This window comes from Microbacterium sp. SORGH_AS_1204 (assembly GCF_030818935.1).
Classification (GTDB): Bacteria; Actinomycetota; Actinomycetes; order Actinomycetales; family Microbacteriaceae; genus Microbacterium.
This window is the reverse complement of record NZ_JAUTBD010000001.1, coordinates 2,976,944-2,992,665: the sequence shown is the minus strand read 5'-3', so window position 1 is coordinate 2,992,665 and position 15,722 is coordinate 2,976,944. Positions and strand designations below refer to the sequence as shown.

General features: G+C 68.6%; 19 protein-coding genes. 13 read left to right on the top strand and 6 right to left on the bottom strand.

From position 1 onward, the window contains the following. The 11 genes from map to QE410_RS13735 all read left to right on the top strand — a co-directional run bounded on the left by map (nt 1) and on the right by QE410_RS13735 (nt 6,515). The gene (gene map, locus QE410_RS13785) at nt 1-840 is read left to right on the top strand and encodes a type I methionyl aminopeptidase (protein WP_307333088.1); all 840 of its coding nucleotides are present in this window, start codon (nt 1-3) and stop codon (nt 838-840) included. 14 nt (nt 841-854) lie between these two features. Continuing rightward, nucleotides 855-1,331: a DsbA family protein gene (locus tag QE410_RS13780; RefSeq protein WP_307333086.1), complete on the top strand. Its 477-nt coding sequence runs from the start codon at nt 855-857 to the stop codon at nt 1,329-1,331. Beyond that, nucleotides 1,223-1,546 (top strand): thioredoxin domain-containing protein, encoded by a 324-nt coding sequence (locus QE410_RS13775; RefSeq protein WP_307333085.1) that lies wholly within the window; start codon nt 1,223-1,225, stop codon nt 1,544-1,546. The genes QE410_RS13780 and QE410_RS13775 overlap by 109 nt, the downstream gene beginning before the upstream one ends. 141 nt (nt 1,547-1,687) lie before the next feature. Beyond that, a complete protein-coding gene (gene infA / locus QE410_RS13770) occupies nt 1,688-1,909 on the top strand; it encodes a translation initiation factor IF-1 (protein WP_013583992.1) in 222 nt (73 codons plus the stop codon). Nucleotides 1,910-1,970: 61 nt separating this feature from the next. Then, complete coding sequence (rpmJ, locus tag QE410_RS13765; RefSeq protein WP_005050492.1) at nt 1,971-2,087, top strand: 50S ribosomal protein L36; 117 nt, start codon at nt 1,971-1,973, stop codon at nt 2,085-2,087. A gap of 143 nt (nt 2,088-2,230) precedes the next feature. Next, entirely contained in the window at nt 2,231-2,605 is a 375-nt protein-coding gene (gene rpsM / locus QE410_RS13760) for a 30S ribosomal protein S13 (RefSeq protein ID WP_307333084.1), read from the top strand. A 36-nt stretch (nt 2,606-2,641) separates the two neighbouring features. Next, on the top strand, nt 2,642-3,040 hold the full coding sequence (rpsK, locus tag QE410_RS13755; protein ID WP_013583990.1) for a 30S ribosomal protein S11: 399 nt from the start codon (nt 2,642-2,644) through the stop codon (nt 3,038-3,040). Between the two features lie 178 nt (nt 3,041-3,218). Further along, entirely contained in the window at nt 3,219-4,208 is a 990-nt protein-coding gene (locus QE410_RS13750) for a DNA-directed RNA polymerase subunit alpha (protein WP_058230893.1), read from the top strand. A 43-nt stretch (nt 4,209-4,251) separates the two neighbouring features. Then, nucleotides 4,252-4,812, top strand: a complete 561-nt coding sequence (gene rplQ / locus QE410_RS13745) for a 50S ribosomal protein L17 (RefSeq protein ID WP_307333083.1) — start codon at nt 4,252-4,254, stop codon at nt 4,810-4,812. An 84-nt stretch (nt 4,813-4,896) separates the two neighbouring features. Further along, the gene (gene truA, locus QE410_RS13740; protein ID WP_307333081.1) at nt 4,897-5,754 is read left to right on the top strand and encodes a tRNA pseudouridine(38-40) synthase TruA; all 858 of its coding nucleotides are present in this window, start codon (nt 4,897-4,899) and stop codon (nt 5,752-5,754) included. 68 nt (nt 5,755-5,822) lie between these two features. Further along, entirely contained in the window at nt 5,823-6,515 is a 693-nt protein-coding gene (locus QE410_RS13735) for an endonuclease/exonuclease/phosphatase family protein (RefSeq protein ID WP_307333080.1), read from the top strand. 73 nt (nt 6,516-6,588) lie between these two features. Here the strand turns inward: QE410_RS13735 and QE410_RS13730 are convergent, their stop codons facing one another. The 4 genes from QE410_RS13730 to QE410_RS13715 form a co-directional block, all read right to left on the bottom strand. Continuing rightward, the gene (locus tag QE410_RS13730) at nt 6,589-7,200 is read right to left on the bottom strand and encodes a hypothetical protein (protein ID WP_307333079.1); all 612 of its coding nucleotides are present in this window, start codon (nt 7,198-7,200) and stop codon (nt 6,589-6,591) included. A 140-nt stretch (nt 7,201-7,340) separates the two neighbouring features. Continuing rightward, entirely contained in the window at nt 7,341-9,101 is a 1,761-nt protein-coding gene (locus QE410_RS13725; protein WP_307333077.1) for a DUF4012 domain-containing protein, read from the bottom strand. A 227-nt stretch (nt 9,102-9,328) separates the two neighbouring features. Beyond that, nucleotides 9,329-10,993 (bottom strand): cell wall metabolism sensor histidine kinase WalK, encoded by a 1,665-nt coding sequence (locus QE410_RS13720; RefSeq protein ID WP_307333075.1) that lies wholly within the window; start codon nt 10,991-10,993, stop codon nt 9,329-9,331. 88 nt (nt 10,994-11,081) lie between these two features. Next, entirely contained in the window at nt 11,082-12,161 is a 1,080-nt protein-coding gene (locus QE410_RS13715) for a hypothetical protein (RefSeq protein ID WP_307333073.1), read from the bottom strand. A 140-nt stretch (nt 12,162-12,301) separates the two neighbouring features. Here QE410_RS13715 and QE410_RS13710 point away from each other — a divergent pair, with 140 nt between their 5' ends. After that, nucleotides 12,302-13,756, top strand: coding sequence for a glycosyltransferase (locus QE410_RS13710; protein ID WP_307333071.1), 1,455 nt, complete (start codon nt 12,302-12,304; stop codon nt 13,754-13,756). Between the two features lie 89 nt (nt 13,757-13,845). On the opposite strand, the gene QE410_RS13705 is transcribed toward QE410_RS13710, so the two are convergent. Continuing rightward, the gene (locus QE410_RS13705; protein ID WP_307333070.1) at nt 13,846-14,700 is read right to left on the bottom strand and encodes a response regulator transcription factor; all 855 of its coding nucleotides are present in this window, start codon (nt 14,698-14,700) and stop codon (nt 13,846-13,848) included. Between the two features lie 198 nt (nt 14,701-14,898). On the opposite strand from QE410_RS13705, the gene QE410_RS13700 reads away from it, so the two are divergent. After that, nucleotides 14,899-15,213, top strand: a complete 315-nt coding sequence (locus tag QE410_RS13700) for an ATP-dependent DNA ligase (protein ID WP_307333068.1) — start codon at nt 14,899-14,901, stop codon at nt 15,211-15,213. Nucleotides 15,214-15,222: 9 nt separating this feature from the next. Here QE410_RS13700 and QE410_RS13695 read toward each other — a convergent pair whose 3' ends face one another. Next, entirely contained in the window at nt 15,223-15,678 is a 456-nt protein-coding gene (locus tag QE410_RS13695) for a MarR family transcriptional regulator (RefSeq protein WP_307333066.1), read from the bottom strand. Between the last annotated feature and the right edge of the window lie 44 nt (nt 15,679-15,722).

Below are 15,722 nucleotides of genomic sequence, written 5' to 3'. Positions count from 1 at the left end.
GTGGGACTGCGTTCCTCCGTCTACAAAAAGCCCGCGCAGCTGCGGTCGATGATCGAGCCCGGGCTCATCACGGCCGATGCGCTGGATGCGGTTCGTGCGCTCGTCGCGCCCGGGGTGACGACCCTCGAGCTCGACGCGGCGGCATCCGCTCTCATCACCTCGCGCGGTGCCGTCTCGAACTTCCAGATGGTGCGGGGCTACCGCCACACCATCTGCGCGTCGGTCAACGAGCAGGTGGTGCACGGCATCCCGAACGATCGTCCGCTGGTGGCCGGCGACATCCTGTCGATCGATGCGGGAGCGGAGCTTCGCGGCTGGAACGGCGACTCCGCCTTCACCGTCATCGTTCCCGGCGATGCGCCCGAAGAGCTGGTGGCCCCCCGTCGGCGTCTGTCCGAGGTGACCGAGGGGTCGCTGTGGGCGGGCATCGCGGCCCTCAGCCGCGCGTCGCACCTGGGGGAGGTGGGTGCCGCGATCGAGCAGTACATCGAGGCGAACGCGCCCGAGGGCGGGTACGGCATCCTGCGCGACTACGTCGGCCACGGCATCGGCCGCAAGATGCACGAGTCGCCGAGCATCTTCAACTACGCCGTCCCCGAGCGTGGCGCCGAGGTGCGTCCTGGTCTCGCGGTGGCGATCGAGCCCATGGTCGTGATCGGCGATCAGGAGACCTTCGTCGAGGACGACGGCTGGACGGTGTCGACGGTCGACGGCACGGCAGGCTCCCATTGGGAACATAGCGTCGCCGTGCATGATGGGGGCATCTGGGTGCTCACCGCTCACGACGGGGGTGCTGAGAAGCTGGCGCCGTTCGGCGTGGTGCCGAGGGAGATCGACTGATGATGATGGCTGCTGTGCGGAAGTCCACGAACTGGTTCGCGATCGGGGTGACGGCGGCCGCTCTGGTCATCGTGCTGATCGTCGGTGGCGTGGTGTGGTTCGCGAACAGTCAGGCGACCTCGCCGGGTACGCTGCCCGAGTCATCGGCGGTGAACACCGAGACCGGCGCCATCGCGATCGGCTCGGGCTCCCAGAGTGTCGACACCTACGTCGACTTCATGTGCCCCGTGTGCAACTCCTTCGAGCAGGCGTACGGGCCCACGCTGCAGCAACTGGTGGACGACGGAACGATCACCCTGAACATCCACCCGATCGCCATCCTCGACCGCCTGTCGCAGGGCACGCAGTACTCCACGCGCGCGCGGCCAACGCCGCCTATTGCGTGGCCGTCGACGACCCGGCGAACGTGTCCGCCTACGTCAAGGCGTTGTACGCGCAGCAGCCGAAAGAGAACACGGCGGGTCTCGATGACGCCACCCTCGCTTCGGTAGCCACGTCGGCCGGGGCCTCCGATGCGGTGGCCTCCTGCATCAGCGAGGGCACCTACACGCGCTTCGTCACCGCGATGACGGCCAAGACGCCGCTGCAGGCGAACGCGACCAGCATCGCCACGCCGACGATCGCCGTGAACGGTGTCACCCTCAACAACCAGACCGACCTGACGGGCGACCCGCAGAAGGACATCGTCGGCCGCCTCAACGGCTGACGCCACTCCCGGCGAGTTGCCGGGTCGAGCATTACCACGTATGCTTGATCTTTGGTGCGTTGCGCCTTCATTGGCGTGTCGAGGCACCGAATCCCCATCCACCGCAGACCGGCCGGTCTGCAACTGAGCGTGAGCGAGTTTATGGCGAAGAAAGACGGTGTCATCGAGATCGAGGGCACGGTGTCCGAAGCACTGCCCAACGCGATGTTCCGTGTCGAGCTGACGAACGGCCACAAGGTGCTCGCGACCATCTCGGGCAAGATGCGGCAGAACTACATCCGCATCATCCCCGAGGACCGCGTCGTCGTCGAGCTGAGCCCGTACGACCTCACGCGCGGTCGTATCGTCTACCGCTACCGCTGAGTCCGGCCGAGAAGTAACGAGCCGCATCTCGCGGCGTCGAAGACAGCGAAACAGGAACATCATGAAGGTCAACCCCTCCGTCAAGCCCATCTGCGACCACTGCAAGGTGATCCGTCGCCACGGGCGCGTGATGGTGATCTGCAAGAGCAACCCGCGCCACAAGCAGCGCCAGGGCTGAGCTTCCAGCTCGACACCTTTCCCAACTGAATACACACCGGCAGGATCAGATCCCGTCCGCGCGAGCGGGCGGAGGACACCTCGGGGCGGAGGCCCGAGCACCGATCCTGCTCCACACCTCCACGACACTCTGAGGAGAGCCGCATGGCACGTCTCGCCGGCGTCGACATCCCGCGCGACAAGCGCGTGGTGATCGCACTTACTTACATCTACGGCGTGGGTCGCACCCGCTCCGCCGAGATCCTGACCTCGACGGGCATCAGCCCCGACGTCCGCGTCAAGGACCTCACCGACGACCAGCTGGTCGCCCTGCGCGACCACATCGAAGGCACCTACAAGGTGGAGGGTGACCTCCGTCGCGAGGTCGCCGCCGACATCCGCCGCAAGGTCGAGATCGGTTCCTACGAGGGCCTGCGCCACCGCCGCGGCCTCCCGGTGCGCGGTCAGCGCACGAAGACGAACGCGCGTACCCGCAAGGGTCCCAAGCGCACCGTCGCCGGCAAGAAGAAGGCGCGCTAAGCCGCGGGCTGAGCGTCAGGATTCAGGAGAACGCACATGGCACAGGCCAAGTCCGCCGCGCGCAAGCCGCGCCGCAAGGAGAAGAAGAACATCGCCGTGGGTCAGGCCCACATCAAGTCGACGTTCAACAACACCATCGTTTCGATCACCGACCCCTCGGGTGCCGTCATCAGCTGGGCATCGTCCGGCGGTGTCGGGTTCAAGGGCTCGCGCAAGTCGACACCGTATGCTGCCGGCATGGCGGCCGAATCGGCCGCTCGTCAGGCGCAGGAGCACGGCGTCAAGAAGGTCGACGTCTTCGTGAAGGGTCCGGGTTCGGGTCGCGAAACCGCGATCCGCTCGCTCACGGCCGCCGGCCTCGAGGTCGGCTCCATCCAGGACGTGACGCCGCAGGCCCACAACGGCTGCCGTCCGCCCAAGCGTCGCCGCGTCTGATGCGATCGTTCCCGGGGAGCACTTTTCGCTCCCCGGGAACGCCGCGCTCCTGCGCGCAGAAGACTTCCGGATGTCACGCCTCGCCGTCACGGCCCGGCCCGCATCCCGCGAGTACAACTCAACACCTCACCCCATTACACGTGTCATATAGCGGGCACGTGATCGAAAGGAACACATAGTGCTCATCGCACAGCGTCCCACTCTGACCGAGGAGAAGATCGGGGAGTTCCGCAGCCGTTTCGTCATCGAGCCGCTGGAGCCCGGTTTCGGTTACACGATCGGCAACGCGCTGCGTCGCAGCCTCCTGTCGTCGATCCCCGGCGCGGCCGTCACGAGCATCCGCATCGACGGCGTCCTGCACGAGTTCAGCACCATCCCGGGCGTGAAGGAAGACGTCACCGAGATCATCCTGAACATCAAGCAGCTGGTCGTCTCGAGCGAGCGCGACGAGCCCATCACGGCGTACCTGCGCAAGACGGGTGCCGGCGAGGTCACCGCCGCCGACATCTCCGCTCCCGCGGGTGTCGAGGTGCACAACCCCGAGCTGGTCATCGCGACCCTCAACGACACCGCCAAGTTCGAGCTCGAGCTGACGATCGAGCGCGGCCGTGGCTACGTTTCGGCGACCCAGAACCGCAACGAGTACGCCGAGGCCGGTCAGATCCCGATCGACTCGATCTACTCGCCGGTGCTGAAGGTCAGCTACCGCGTCGACGCCACCCGCGCCGGTGAGCGCACCGACTTCGACAAGCTCGTCCTCGACGTCGAGTCCAAGGCATCCATCGCTCCGCGCGACGCCGTCGCCTCGGCCGGACGCACCCTCACCGAGCTGTTCGGTCTCGCTCGCGAGCTGAACGTCGAGGCCGAGGGCATCGAGATCGGCCCCGCGCCGGTCGAGACCGTCCTCTCGAACGAGCTGTCGATGCCGATCGAAGACCTCGATCTGTCCGTCCGCTCGTACAACTGCCTCAAGCGCGAGGGCATCAACACCGTCTCGGAGCTGGTCGCCCTTTCCGAGACGCAGCTGATGAACATCCGCAACTTCGGTCAGAAGTCGGTCGACGAGGTGCGCGACAAGCTCACCTCCCTCGGCCTGTCGCTCAAGGACTCGGTGCCCGGCTTCGACGGCGCCCAGTTCTACAGCGGCTACGACGAAGAGACCGTCTGACCCCGGTCGGATCCGACCGAACCTTCTCCTGGAGTAATACGACATGCCCAAGCCCACGAAGGGTCCCCGCCTCGGAGGCGGCCCGGCCCACGAGCGTCTGCTTCTCGCCAACCTCGCGGCGGCGCTGTACACGCACAAGTCCATCAAGACGACCGAGACCAAGGCCAAGCGTCTTCGTCCGCTCGCCGAGCGCCTCATCACCTTCGCCAAGCGTGGCGATCTGCACGCGCGTCGTCGCGTGCTGAGCGTGATCGGTGACAAGGACGTCGTGCACACGCTGTTCACCGAGATCGCGCCCCTGGTGGCCGAGCGTGACGGCGGCTACACCCGCATCACCAAGGTCGGCAACCGCAAGGGCGACAACGCCCCCATGGCCGTGATCGAGCTCGTGCTCGAGCCCGTCGCGAAGAAGGCGTCGAACAAGGCTGCCGCGGCACCCGCCGCTGCCGCTGCCCCGGTCGCCGAGGAGCCCGTCGCCGACGAGGCGCCCGCCGACGAGACCACCACCGACGAGGCCGCCGACGCCGGCGCCGAGTCGCCCGAGGAGGGCGCGGCCGCTGAGGCCGCTGCCGCGGACGCCGTCGAAGGCGACGCCAAGGCCTGAGTCCGTTCTCGCACACGATGCCCTCACCCGTACCGGGTGGGGGCATCGTCGTTCTCCGGGCAGGCGCGCTCGTAGGCTGGAGGGGTGCGCATCCGCCTCGACATCGCCTACGACGGTACCCACTTCCGGGGCTGGGCCCGCCAACCGAAGCTCCGGACCGTGCAAGGTGTACTCGAGGAGGCGCTGACCCGGATCGTCGGCGGCACGCCCCGCCTCATCGTCGCCGGTCGCACGGACGCCGGCGTGCACGCCTCGGGACAGGTCGCCCATCTCGACCTCGATGAGGCGCAGATCGCGCGATTGCCCCGGCGCCGCCGCGACGACGACGAGGCCGATGCCGTCGCCGCTCTCGCGGGGCGCGTGCGCGGCGTGCTGGGTCTGTACCCGGACGTCACCGTGCGCCGCACGTCTCGGGCACCCGAGGGTTTCGACGCACGCTTCTCCGCCGTCTGGCGTCGGTACTCGTACCGGCTCGCCGACGCGACCACCGCCTACGACCCCCTCGACCGCCTGCGTACCACGACGCTGCGGAGCGTGCTGGACGTGGAGGCGATGGATGCCGCAGCCTCGCGCCTGATCGGTCTGCACGACTTCGCCGCGTACTGCAAGGCCCGCGAGGAGGCGACGACGATCCGTACGCTGCTGGAGTACGACTGGTGTCGCGGCGACGACGGCGTCCTCGTCGCGAACGTGCGTGCCGACGCCTTCTGCCACAGCATGGTTCGGGCCCTCGTCGGAGTCTGCGTCGCCGTGGGGGAGGGGCGCATCGCGGTCGACGACGTCGTCGTCATCCGCGACGCCCGCCTGCGCATCCCCGAGACCAAGGTGCTGGCCGCACGGGGCCTCGTGCTGGCCGAAGTCGGCTACCCCGCGGACGAACTCCTGGCGGTGCGGGCCGCGCAGACGCGCAACCGGCGGGACGCCGACGACTCGGCATCCTGAATCCACCGGAAGGGGCCGACGCAAGCCCTCAGGAGGCTCGTCAGCGCCGGACGTATGCTGACATCGCCATGAAGGTCATCTCGTACAACCTCAACAAGCACCGCGCCGCCGGGGAGCTCACGCAGCTCGTCGAGAGGCACGAGGTCGACGTGCTGTGCCTGCAGGAATGCGACACGAACGACATCCCGCACCAGGTCGGGGGGCTGCGCCTCGCGGAAGCGACGCAGCGCAACCGACTCGGACTTGCGGTCTACTACCGCGAGAACACGTTCCGGGCCGAGGAGGTGCGGGCGCTGTCGCTGAAGAAGTCGCTGCACGACTACGTGCTCAAGCCTGCGGAAGAGCGGATGCTGGGGGTGCGGCTGCGCGATATCGACACCGGCCGTGACGTGATCGTCGCCTCGTTCCACGCGGCGCCATTGACGGCCCTCAACTCGCTGCGCCGTCACCAGATCCGTACCGCGCTGAGCGAGTTGCAGAATCTCGGCCCTGGTCTGCCGGCGCTGATGGTCGGGGACTACAACTACCCGGTCTTCAAGGAGAACCTCGGACAGAAGGTCCGCGATCAGGGATACGAGCTCACTCTGAGCGACGCCCGGACGTACACGCGTTACCGGTTCTTCCGCGGTCATTACGATTTCGCGACCTCTGTGGGGTTCGATATCGCCCACATCAAGACGCTCCCGCAGGGGCTCAGCGACCACCTGCCCATCCTCGTCACAGCGGAGGTGACCGCTCCCCGGCTCCGCAGCCTCGCGTGAGCGCGTCTCGCAGGCGGTGACGAGAAAGAGGGGGTCGTCCGAAGACGACCCCCTCTTTCCTGCTCGGCGCGGATCAGGACTCTGCGCCGCGACGCCGGCGGATGACGGTTCCCACCGCGAGCGCGCCGCCGCCCACGATCAGTGCGCCACCGGCGATCCACAGACCGGCCGTGCTGCCGCCGTCGAAGCCGGTCACGGCCAAGCCCCCCTTGGCGGGCGAGGTGCTGGAACCCGCGGGCGCGACGGTCACGCTTGCGTGCAGGACGACGCCGCTCTTGGCGCCGGTGAACGTGAAGTAGTAGACGCCCTTCGCGTTGTTCGGGAAGCGAACCGGTGTCTTGAGGTAGCCGTTCACCGCCTTGGAGCGAAGGGAGTCGTTGGTCTCGGTCGCGACGGAGGCGAGCGTGATGCTCTTGGCCGCGCCACCGGTGACCGAGATGATGATCTGTTCGTCGCCCTGGTACGCGGCGCGGTCGGTGGTGAAAGTCGCTACACCGCCGGGTGTGGCCACGGACGGCGTGACGGTGATGACGGCGGGGTCGGTGTAGGCGTTGGCGGCCGCCGGGGCCATCAATGCGGCCGCGGCGAGCGAGAGCGCGGCGACGGCCCGGATGATCGTGGTCTTCATGATGTGCCCCATCTGCTTGGCGTAGTCGAGCTGCTTGGCGAAGTCGAGCCGAGACAAGTGCGGGACGTGATCCGCCGGCCGCACGTCGAATGGCTTCTAGCGGAGAGTCTTGTGGAGGAGCGCTGCACGACCCGCCCGTCCGCGGGTGGTTTCATGCGCGGGAGACCAGGACTTCACCCTGTCGCGGGTGCGCCGGGTCACTCGTCGAAGCGACACGCGCCGGAGCGCGCGACGTCGTCGGGGTCGCGCGTGGGCGTGGCCACGGCATCCATCTCCGGGGTCGCGAGTCGCACCCGGAGGTCGAGCCGTGCGGCCTCGCCGGGGGCCACCTGCGCCGACCACTTCACCACCTCGCGTCCGTCGTGGACCCCGCCGGCGAATCCCGGTGGTGGCCCGTCGCTGGACGTACGCCGTTCGAGCAGCTCGGCACCCGGCGGGAGATAGACGTAGACGCCGGTGAGGGCGTCACCGGCCGGCACGCCGTACTCGCCGCCACCGGTCACGTACACCGGCAGCGACGCGGGGTCGGGCGCGTCGCTGCGCAGCTCCACGTGCAGCGATGCGGTGCCGTCGGTGCACCAGCCGGTCTCGACGACAGGCTGGAGGTAGAAGTCCATCTTGGAGCCGGTGCCGTCGTTCAGATAGACGCCGAACGTGCTGCGTCGGGCGTCTTCGGCAGGCAGTGCTCCCTGCAGCGTCGAGCCGTCGAGGATCGCCTGCTCGGTCGCATCCGCGTTCCACACGAGCAGGCGGCGCTCGCGAGCGGCTCTGCCCACCGCCTCCACCAGGGCCGCAGGATCGACATGACCGTCGGCGAGAGCCTGGAACACCGCGGCAGAGGCGCTCTGGAAGAAGGCGTCCTGCGCGCGCGGATCGGAATAGCGGCGGTACGACTCGTCGAGCAGGAGCGGGACGGCATTGTCGGCGCTCAGATCGTCGCCGGAGGGCAGGCGCACGGGACCCGTCGCCCGCAGCAGATACGACAGCGTCACGGGGTCGAGGGCGATCACGCTGTCGACGGTCGTGCCGTGCGCGCGTCGCCACATCTCCCGCGCGAGCGGAGCTCCGACGGAGAAGTCGGGCACCTGCGTCGTGTTCTGCAGGTAGCGCGCGGGGCGGGTGTCGTAGATGCTCCGCACGTCGTCGGGGAGGTCGGCCACGGGGGTGCCGGCCGTCGCGGCGAAGTCCGCCGACGACGCCTGCGCCGCAAGCGTCATGCGACCTCCCGACGTGTCGAGCTGGGCCACGGCGCCGACGACGCCGCCGAGCGAGCGCCATTCCGCGTTGTTCTGGAACAGCACCAGGGTCGAGCGCGGACGGTCGGCGCCGAGCATCGTGGGAACGAGTGCGGTGGCCCTGCGCAGGGCGTCCGCGGTGTCGGCGGCGGAACCGAGCAGGTCGGCGGCCTGCGTCACGCTCTCCGCCACCCGTCCGAGCAGGGGGGCGCGGTTGATACCGGCGACGCGTTCGGCCGACTCCCGCAGCACGACGGCGGCGTGGGCGACGGCGGGCGCCGCGTCGGTGAGCGGGGAGACGTCGATGACCCCGTCGACCGGGCGGAGAGCATCAGAGAGACCGGTGGACGTCTGAGCGACGGGGATCATGGCGTCGACGGCGCTGTCGATGGCCGCGGCGGTGTCGGAGACCGCTGACAGTTGCGGTCCGACCCAGGGCAGGCTCTCCGCGAGGTTCCACGCCCAGTCATCGGTCAGTCCGCGCGCGGCGGACGTCTCTGCTCCCGCGGCGGACAGAGCGGCGCCCGCCGCCGTGGGGTCGTCGACGGTGTCCGTCAACGTCGATACCGCAGAACGCGCCTGCAGTAGGTGCCCGTGTGCGAGTGCGGCTCGAACGCCCACCCACGCCGCGAGGGCGAGCCCCATCACGGCGACGAGACAGACGGCTCCGGCGAAGAGCCGGCGCCAGCGGAACCACGATCCGGAGCGAGGGGAGTCGAGCACGCGAACACCCTAGGCGCGTGATCACGACGCCTCGGCCCTGTCGTCGTGGGAGGAAACCGATCCCGCAGAACAGACACCGGCGACAGGTGCGGTGGTGGAACCGATTTGTCACCCGCCGTTTCACCCGTGAGCCCTCCGACGGACCGTCGCAGGCCGCGGGCGAGCACGACGGCGAAGACCGCTGGTGGTCGTCTCGGCGGATGCCGCGTCCGCTCGATGCGCCTCTGTCAGGTCGCGGGGTCCTCCGTGAACGCGGGCAGGACGACCGTCACCGTGGTGCCCACGCCGAGCTCGCTCTCGAGGAAGAGCGAGCCCCCCTGATCCTCCACGATGCTGCGGATGATCCCCATCCCCAGTCCGGTTCCCGGCGTTCCGCTCTCGCGCGCCGTGCGGGCGCGGAAGTAGGGGTCGAACACGCGGTCGAGGTCGTCGGAATCGATGCCGATACCGGTGTCGGTGAACCGCAGGATGGCATCGTCGGGGGAGACCTCGCCGGAGATGCGGACGGTCCCGCCCGACGGGGTGTACTTGATCGCGTTGCTCAAGATGTTGTCGAAGGCCTGGCGCAGGCGGAAGCCGTCGCCCGCCACGTCGGCGGTCGGCGGGAGATCATCGATCACATTCACCCGCCGCGCCGCCGCCGCCGGCCGGAACGAGGTGAGGGAGGACGCGATGATGCGGCTCGCGTCGGCTGCGACGGGAACAGTCGACTCACGGAACACGCCGCGAGAGGCGGCGAGGATCTCGGAGATCAGTTTTTGCATGCGTTCGCCCGCGGCCGAGACGACCTCGAGCTCCTCACGCACCTTCGGCGTGAGATCGGAACGGTCGAGGAGGAGATCGGCGTGGCCGATGATCGCCGTGAGCGGATTGCGCAGCTCGTGCGACACCGTCGCCGCCAGTCGCTCGCGGGCGCGTTCGGATTCGATGAGGGCGGTGACGTCATGCACGATCAGCAGCGTGCTCTCGGGTTCGTCGGACGAGACGAGCCTCCGGGTCGACACCGACAGTGCGTGCCACTCACCGCGGGTGTCGAACAGCCACACCCGCTCGTCGGCGAACTGCTCGCCCCGGGCGGCTCGGGCGAACAGTCGCTCGTCGTCGGGGACGGGCTCGCCCCGCAGCGTCGCGTACTCGATCGCGCCCCCGGGCCGCTGCGGTTCGTCGCGTTCGATCCCGTACAGGGCGACATAGGCGTCGTTGAGGGCGAGCACCTCCCCCTCGGCCGAGAGGCGGGCGATGCCGGTGTCGAGACCGTTCAGCATCTGGGACACGCGCCGTTCCTGGCCCGAGACGCGTTGAAGAGTCCCCTGCAGCCGTTTCGCCTGCCGCCGCAGCAACAGCTTGAACGCACGGGTCTGCCGGGCGGAGAGGTAGGTGGTGATCGCGATGAACGTGAGCGAGAGCAGCACGACGAGGAACCGCAGCGCCGAGGAGGGCCCCGTCGCGTTCAGGGTCGCATCGAGGAGGATGAGGACGCCGACGGCCCCGAGCGCGGAGACGAGGGAGACCAGGAGGAACTGCGAGGCGATCCACATGATCGGGAAGACCCAGAAGAACCCGAAGCGCAGGTCGGTGCCGATGCTCATGAGACCGATGGCGATGATGTCGCCGAACGGGATGAGGGACACCGTCGCGCGGGGCAGCCTGTGCCAGGGGACCACGATGGCCACGGCTGTGAGCGCGATGACGACACCGACGCCCGCCGAGAACGGCCAGTACGCGAAGAGCGCCGGCTCGATCATCTGGACGAGCAAGACGGTGATCATGACGCTCACGCCCAGAATGAGCTGGTGCAGCCACACCGACCGGGTACGGCCGCCGAGGCCGCCCGCGTCGTCGTCACCAGCGTCGTCCGCAGAAGCAGGTGCTGAGCTTCTCGGGGTCGCCATGATCCCGAGCTTATCCACGGCGTCCGCAGGGGTGGCGGAATGGTCTCCGGCGGGGGAGTTGACGTCGTGATCGGGCATCATGCGCGCGTCACACCCCGTCGACCAGACCACGGCGCGACCAGCGACGGCCGGTGCCCATCAGCGCGGACATGGCGTCCACCGTCCGCACGAGCGAGTGTTCGAAAGCGAGGGTCGGGACATCGTCGTACTCGAGCAGAGGCATACGTCGCGCGAATGCGCGGCGTACCGACGACTCCATCACGGTCGTATCCGTCTCGGCGGAGGCGACGACGAAGACGATGTCCCGTGACGGCTGGCCCGTCACGACATGCGGCAGCGCGTCATCGACGGCGCCGGCGGCGGCGTCGAGCAACCGCTTTCCCTGCGCAACACTGTGCGCCGTTCGGATCAGGTCGATGTCCGGCAGACGGATGAGCGTGACGCTCGCGCCGCCGTGGGCCTCGATGAGCCGTGCGGTCTCGCGCCGGAGGGCTCCTCGGTCGTGCGCGGGTGTGCCGGGCGACGGCCGGTCGTCGAGCTGCCGTCCGATCCGAACGGTTCCCGCAGCGGCGACCGCGATGACGACTGCGCTGACGAGGGCCGTCGTCTCGGCGGAAACCGCGCCGGGCCCTGTGAGGGCCTTCGAGCCCGCTGCCAGGGCGACGACGAGTCGCGCAGCGTTGTAGGCGGCGTACAGGGCCATACTCCACACGAGCAGGCCCCTGCCCGGCAGAGCGGCGAACGGTCGACGCGTGCACTCGAGAGCCCCGAGAACGGCGAACACGACGAGCCCGGCGGTCTTGAGTACCGTGGCATCCACGAGCGGAATCAGGAAGGTCAGCCCGAGCAGGAAGATCCCGACGGCGACGATGCCGATCGCTCCGACCGCGCGGCGGTGATTCACGCGCCGGGCTCCCGCCCACAGCAGACCCACGGCCATCACGTTCGTCGCGTTACCGCCGGCGGCGGCCGCCCTGCCGCCGCCCGCCGCCTCCAGGACGTTCATCGCTCCGCACAACAGAGCGGCGATGGCGGCCATCCCGAAATAGCGGACCATCTCGGCGCGCGCGCCGCCGCGATCGTCCTCGTGACGCCCGTGGGCGAGGAACAGGATCGCCAGGCCGACACCGGCGGCGGTGATGGCGGAGAGGAGGGCGAGAACGATCACGAGAGACCCGCTCTCGAACGGTGCCGCGAATCTTGAGGAAATCTTGCGGGGACGGTGTTGCGTACACGCGGGAGCGTTGCGGCCACCGCCCCAAAGTGGGATACGGCCAACAAACCCCGGGTAGGAGGGAGACCGCTGCCATGACCGATGCGCCGAGCGTCACCTCCCGCCCCCGTCCGTCCCCGTCTTGCCCCGCGGCGGAGCACGACCGGCACGTCGATGAGCTGACGGCCGTTCTCAGCGATACGAACGTGCACCGCTCGACAATCGGATGCGTCGTCTCGGTCTCCGACCGGGAGGCGTCGATCGCCGGTGCCCTCGCGGCTCTCCTCGCGCAGACCCGGGTGCCGGATGTCATCCATGTCATCGTCGGCGACAGTTCGGATGCCACGCGGGAGATCGCTTCGGAGCTCAGCGGGCCGCACGAGCTGCACACCGAGCTCGGCACGCAGTGCACAGAGGTGTTCGTGCACGACATCGGCGACAACCCCGGACTGAGAGCGGGCGCCCTCAACTACGGCTACTTCCTCGTCGAAGGATGCGACTACCTGCTGAGCGTCGACGGCGGCGCGGTCGCCCACCCCCGTGCCGTCGAGGACCTCGAGGCGGAGGCCCTCTCGGATGCTCGCATCGGCGGCGTGTCGGCGATCTGCACCGTCGCTTCCGAGCGGACCACCGGCGTGATCGCTCGCTTCCTCGTCGCCGGACAGCGCGCGCAGTCCGCGAGATCCACGCTGCAGAATCTGTCGCGCCGGAACACGGCCGTGCTCGACGGACCGTTCGTGCTCTTCTCCGTCGCCGCACTGCGAGATGCGATGACCCAGACCCGCCGGTCGACTCCATGGATCGAGGGCGCGCAAGCCGGGGGTCTCCTGCTCTCGATGCACATCAGGAGCGCCGGCTATCTCACGAGGATCAGCACCACGGCGCGCGTCGCCGTGAAGGCGGTGGTGACGCTGTCGGCTTATGGCGCCCAGCAGGTCGAGAGGATCGGGGAGGTCATCGACGTCCTGTGGCCCGGCCGGTGGGGCGACGCGAACGCGCAGCCGCTTCATCCGACCCTGCGGGTGCCGTGGTCCGAGAACCTCGGCATACTGGCCGGCCTGTTCGTGCGCGTGGCTTTCCTGGCGCTTCTGGCGGCGTCGCTGTCGGTGGAGGCGTTCGTCTTCTCGCCGTGGTGGCTGATCCCACCGGTCATCGCCGTGCTGTCGAACCTGCGCCTCACGTTCGCCATGCAGAAGGCTGAGCGCACCGACGTCCTCTTCGCGGTGCTCGGGATTCCTGCGGAGGCGTTCAGGTGGGTACGCATCGTGTGCACCGTGCGTGCCTGGTCCCGGCGCCTTCTGCCAAGCACGTCGCGTGATCGAGCCGTGCGGGGAGCGGCGCACGGCGTCGGTCGCCGCGGTGCCGTGGTGCCGACGATCACGTTCATCGCCGCTGTGGTCGCCCTGATCGCCGGATGGGCGCTGGCGGTGCCCACGGCGCAGTCGACGGTTCTGCGGGTCGGATGGGCTGTCGTCGGCGTGGTCGTGGCACTGCAGACGCTGACCATGCTCTCTCGACTCGTCCGTCGCGCCGACGGGACCTCCGTCTGAGCGCCGACCGACGTCGGTCGCTCGAACGGTCGGAGGAATAGGTGCCTCGGTCCCCGCGGGGCTCGAGGCGGCTGTCCTTCCCCGGGGCATCAGGAGCCGGACAGCTCCGACGTCAGGCGGTACCCCACGCCGCGAACGGTCTCGATGTAGAGCGGATTGAGCGGACTGTCGCCGAGCTTGCGGCGCAGGTTGGTCATATGCGCTTCGATCGCCCGCTTGTCGGCATCGCCGACGAAGTAGCTCGTCACATAGGACTCTCCCCGCAGCACGAGGGTGAGATCCGCTTTGCTGCGTACGCGCCGTTTCGATTCCATCAGGGTTGCGAGCAGATCGAACTCCGTGCGGGTCAGCTCGAGGTCCTCTCCTCCGAGTCGCACGATGCGGCTGTCGGGATCGAGGTGGAGATCGCGGTGCACGAGCCAATCGCCGGCGTCGGCGGCCCCGCCCTCTGCGGATCGGCTGGGTGAGGTCGCGGGCGCAGCGTCGGTCATCGCGTCCCGGGCGGGGGTGGGCGTTCCCGCGTCGTTCTGACGTGGTGGGAGCGCGTCGCCGGCCTCGCCCGCACGTGGTCGGCGCAGCAGGGCCTCGATCCGTGCCCGCAGTTCGCGCGGACGGAACGGCTTGACGACGTATTCGTCGGCACCGGCCCCGAGACCCAGCACGACGTCGGCCTCCTCTTCGAGCCCCGTCAACATGATGATGTAGGTGTCGCTGCGCTGGCGGATGCGCCGCGCGGCTTCGAACCCGTCGATCCCCGGCATGTTGACGTCGAGGGTCGTGATGAGCGGGTGATGGGTGGTCACCGCGTCGACCCCGTCTATGCCGTTTCCGACGGCGACGGTGGAGAATCCGGCCGATTCGAGGACCTCCGACAGGAGATGACGGATGTCGGGGTCGTCCTCGACGATCACCGCCGTCTTCGCGCGCTCGGTGCTCCCGCTCATCTGACCCACTCCTCCGCTTTCGCGCTTTCGCGCCCGCGTTCTCCCCCGAGAGGCGGTGTCGCATAGCGACTTGCGCAATCTTGGCACATTTCTTGCCGCGCACTCCGGTCGCACGCCATGGTGTCCCTATCCTGCTACTCGTCGATTCGATCAGATCAGCCAGATAGTTCGTCACGAGAACGTGTATAGATTTGTTCGGTGGGAAAACTGGTTTACAACAGCCTCGGCCACTCTTTCGACATCGAGGATCGGACGCTCTCTCATCTGCGTGTGGTCTTCATGAACAAACTGCGGCGCGGTGAGTCGTTCATGTTCCATTTCCCGATGTCCGACGGCAGCGGTACGCGCTCATTGTGGATCTCGCCGTCGATCCCGCTCGTCTTCCATTTCTACGGCAGCCGTCCACCGCACCTGAACCGACGCTGGGTCGATGACCTCATGAACGAGGCGAGCGCGCCCCAGGGGCTCAGCATCGTTTCCGAACCCGACCCGGACGCCGCCCCGCGCCCCTGACGGGGGCGGTCAGGTGCACTCGGCGTCGACGACCTCGCGCACACGGTCGAGGAACGCGGCGACCTGATCAGCGGTGCCGTGCGGCAGTGCGGCCGCGAAGGCCCGGATCTGTGCGGTGACCGGGTCGATGGTCTCCGGATGGGTGCCCCGGTCGAAGGGCACGACGAACTTGCTGCGTCGATCGGTCGGGTTGACGACGAAGGCGATGAGTCCGCCCGCGTGGAGGCGGTCCAGCATGCCGGTGACCGAAGCGGCCGAGATGCCGAGGTGCTGTGCGATCTCGGTGGGGGTGACGGTTGCTCCGGCATCGGCGCGTTCGAGCACCAGGCGCATGGCGGCCCGCGCGTTCTCGCTCGGGCCGCAGTCGGTTTGGCGCCTGCGCGCGAGGCGTGCCTCGGCGAGGCGGAGGCGTTCCACTGCGCGTGCGGCGGTCGTTGCGGCGTCGTCGTCGATCTCGATCGTCATGCGTCTCCTCGAGGCTCCAGCCACCCGTGAAGACATTCTAGTTA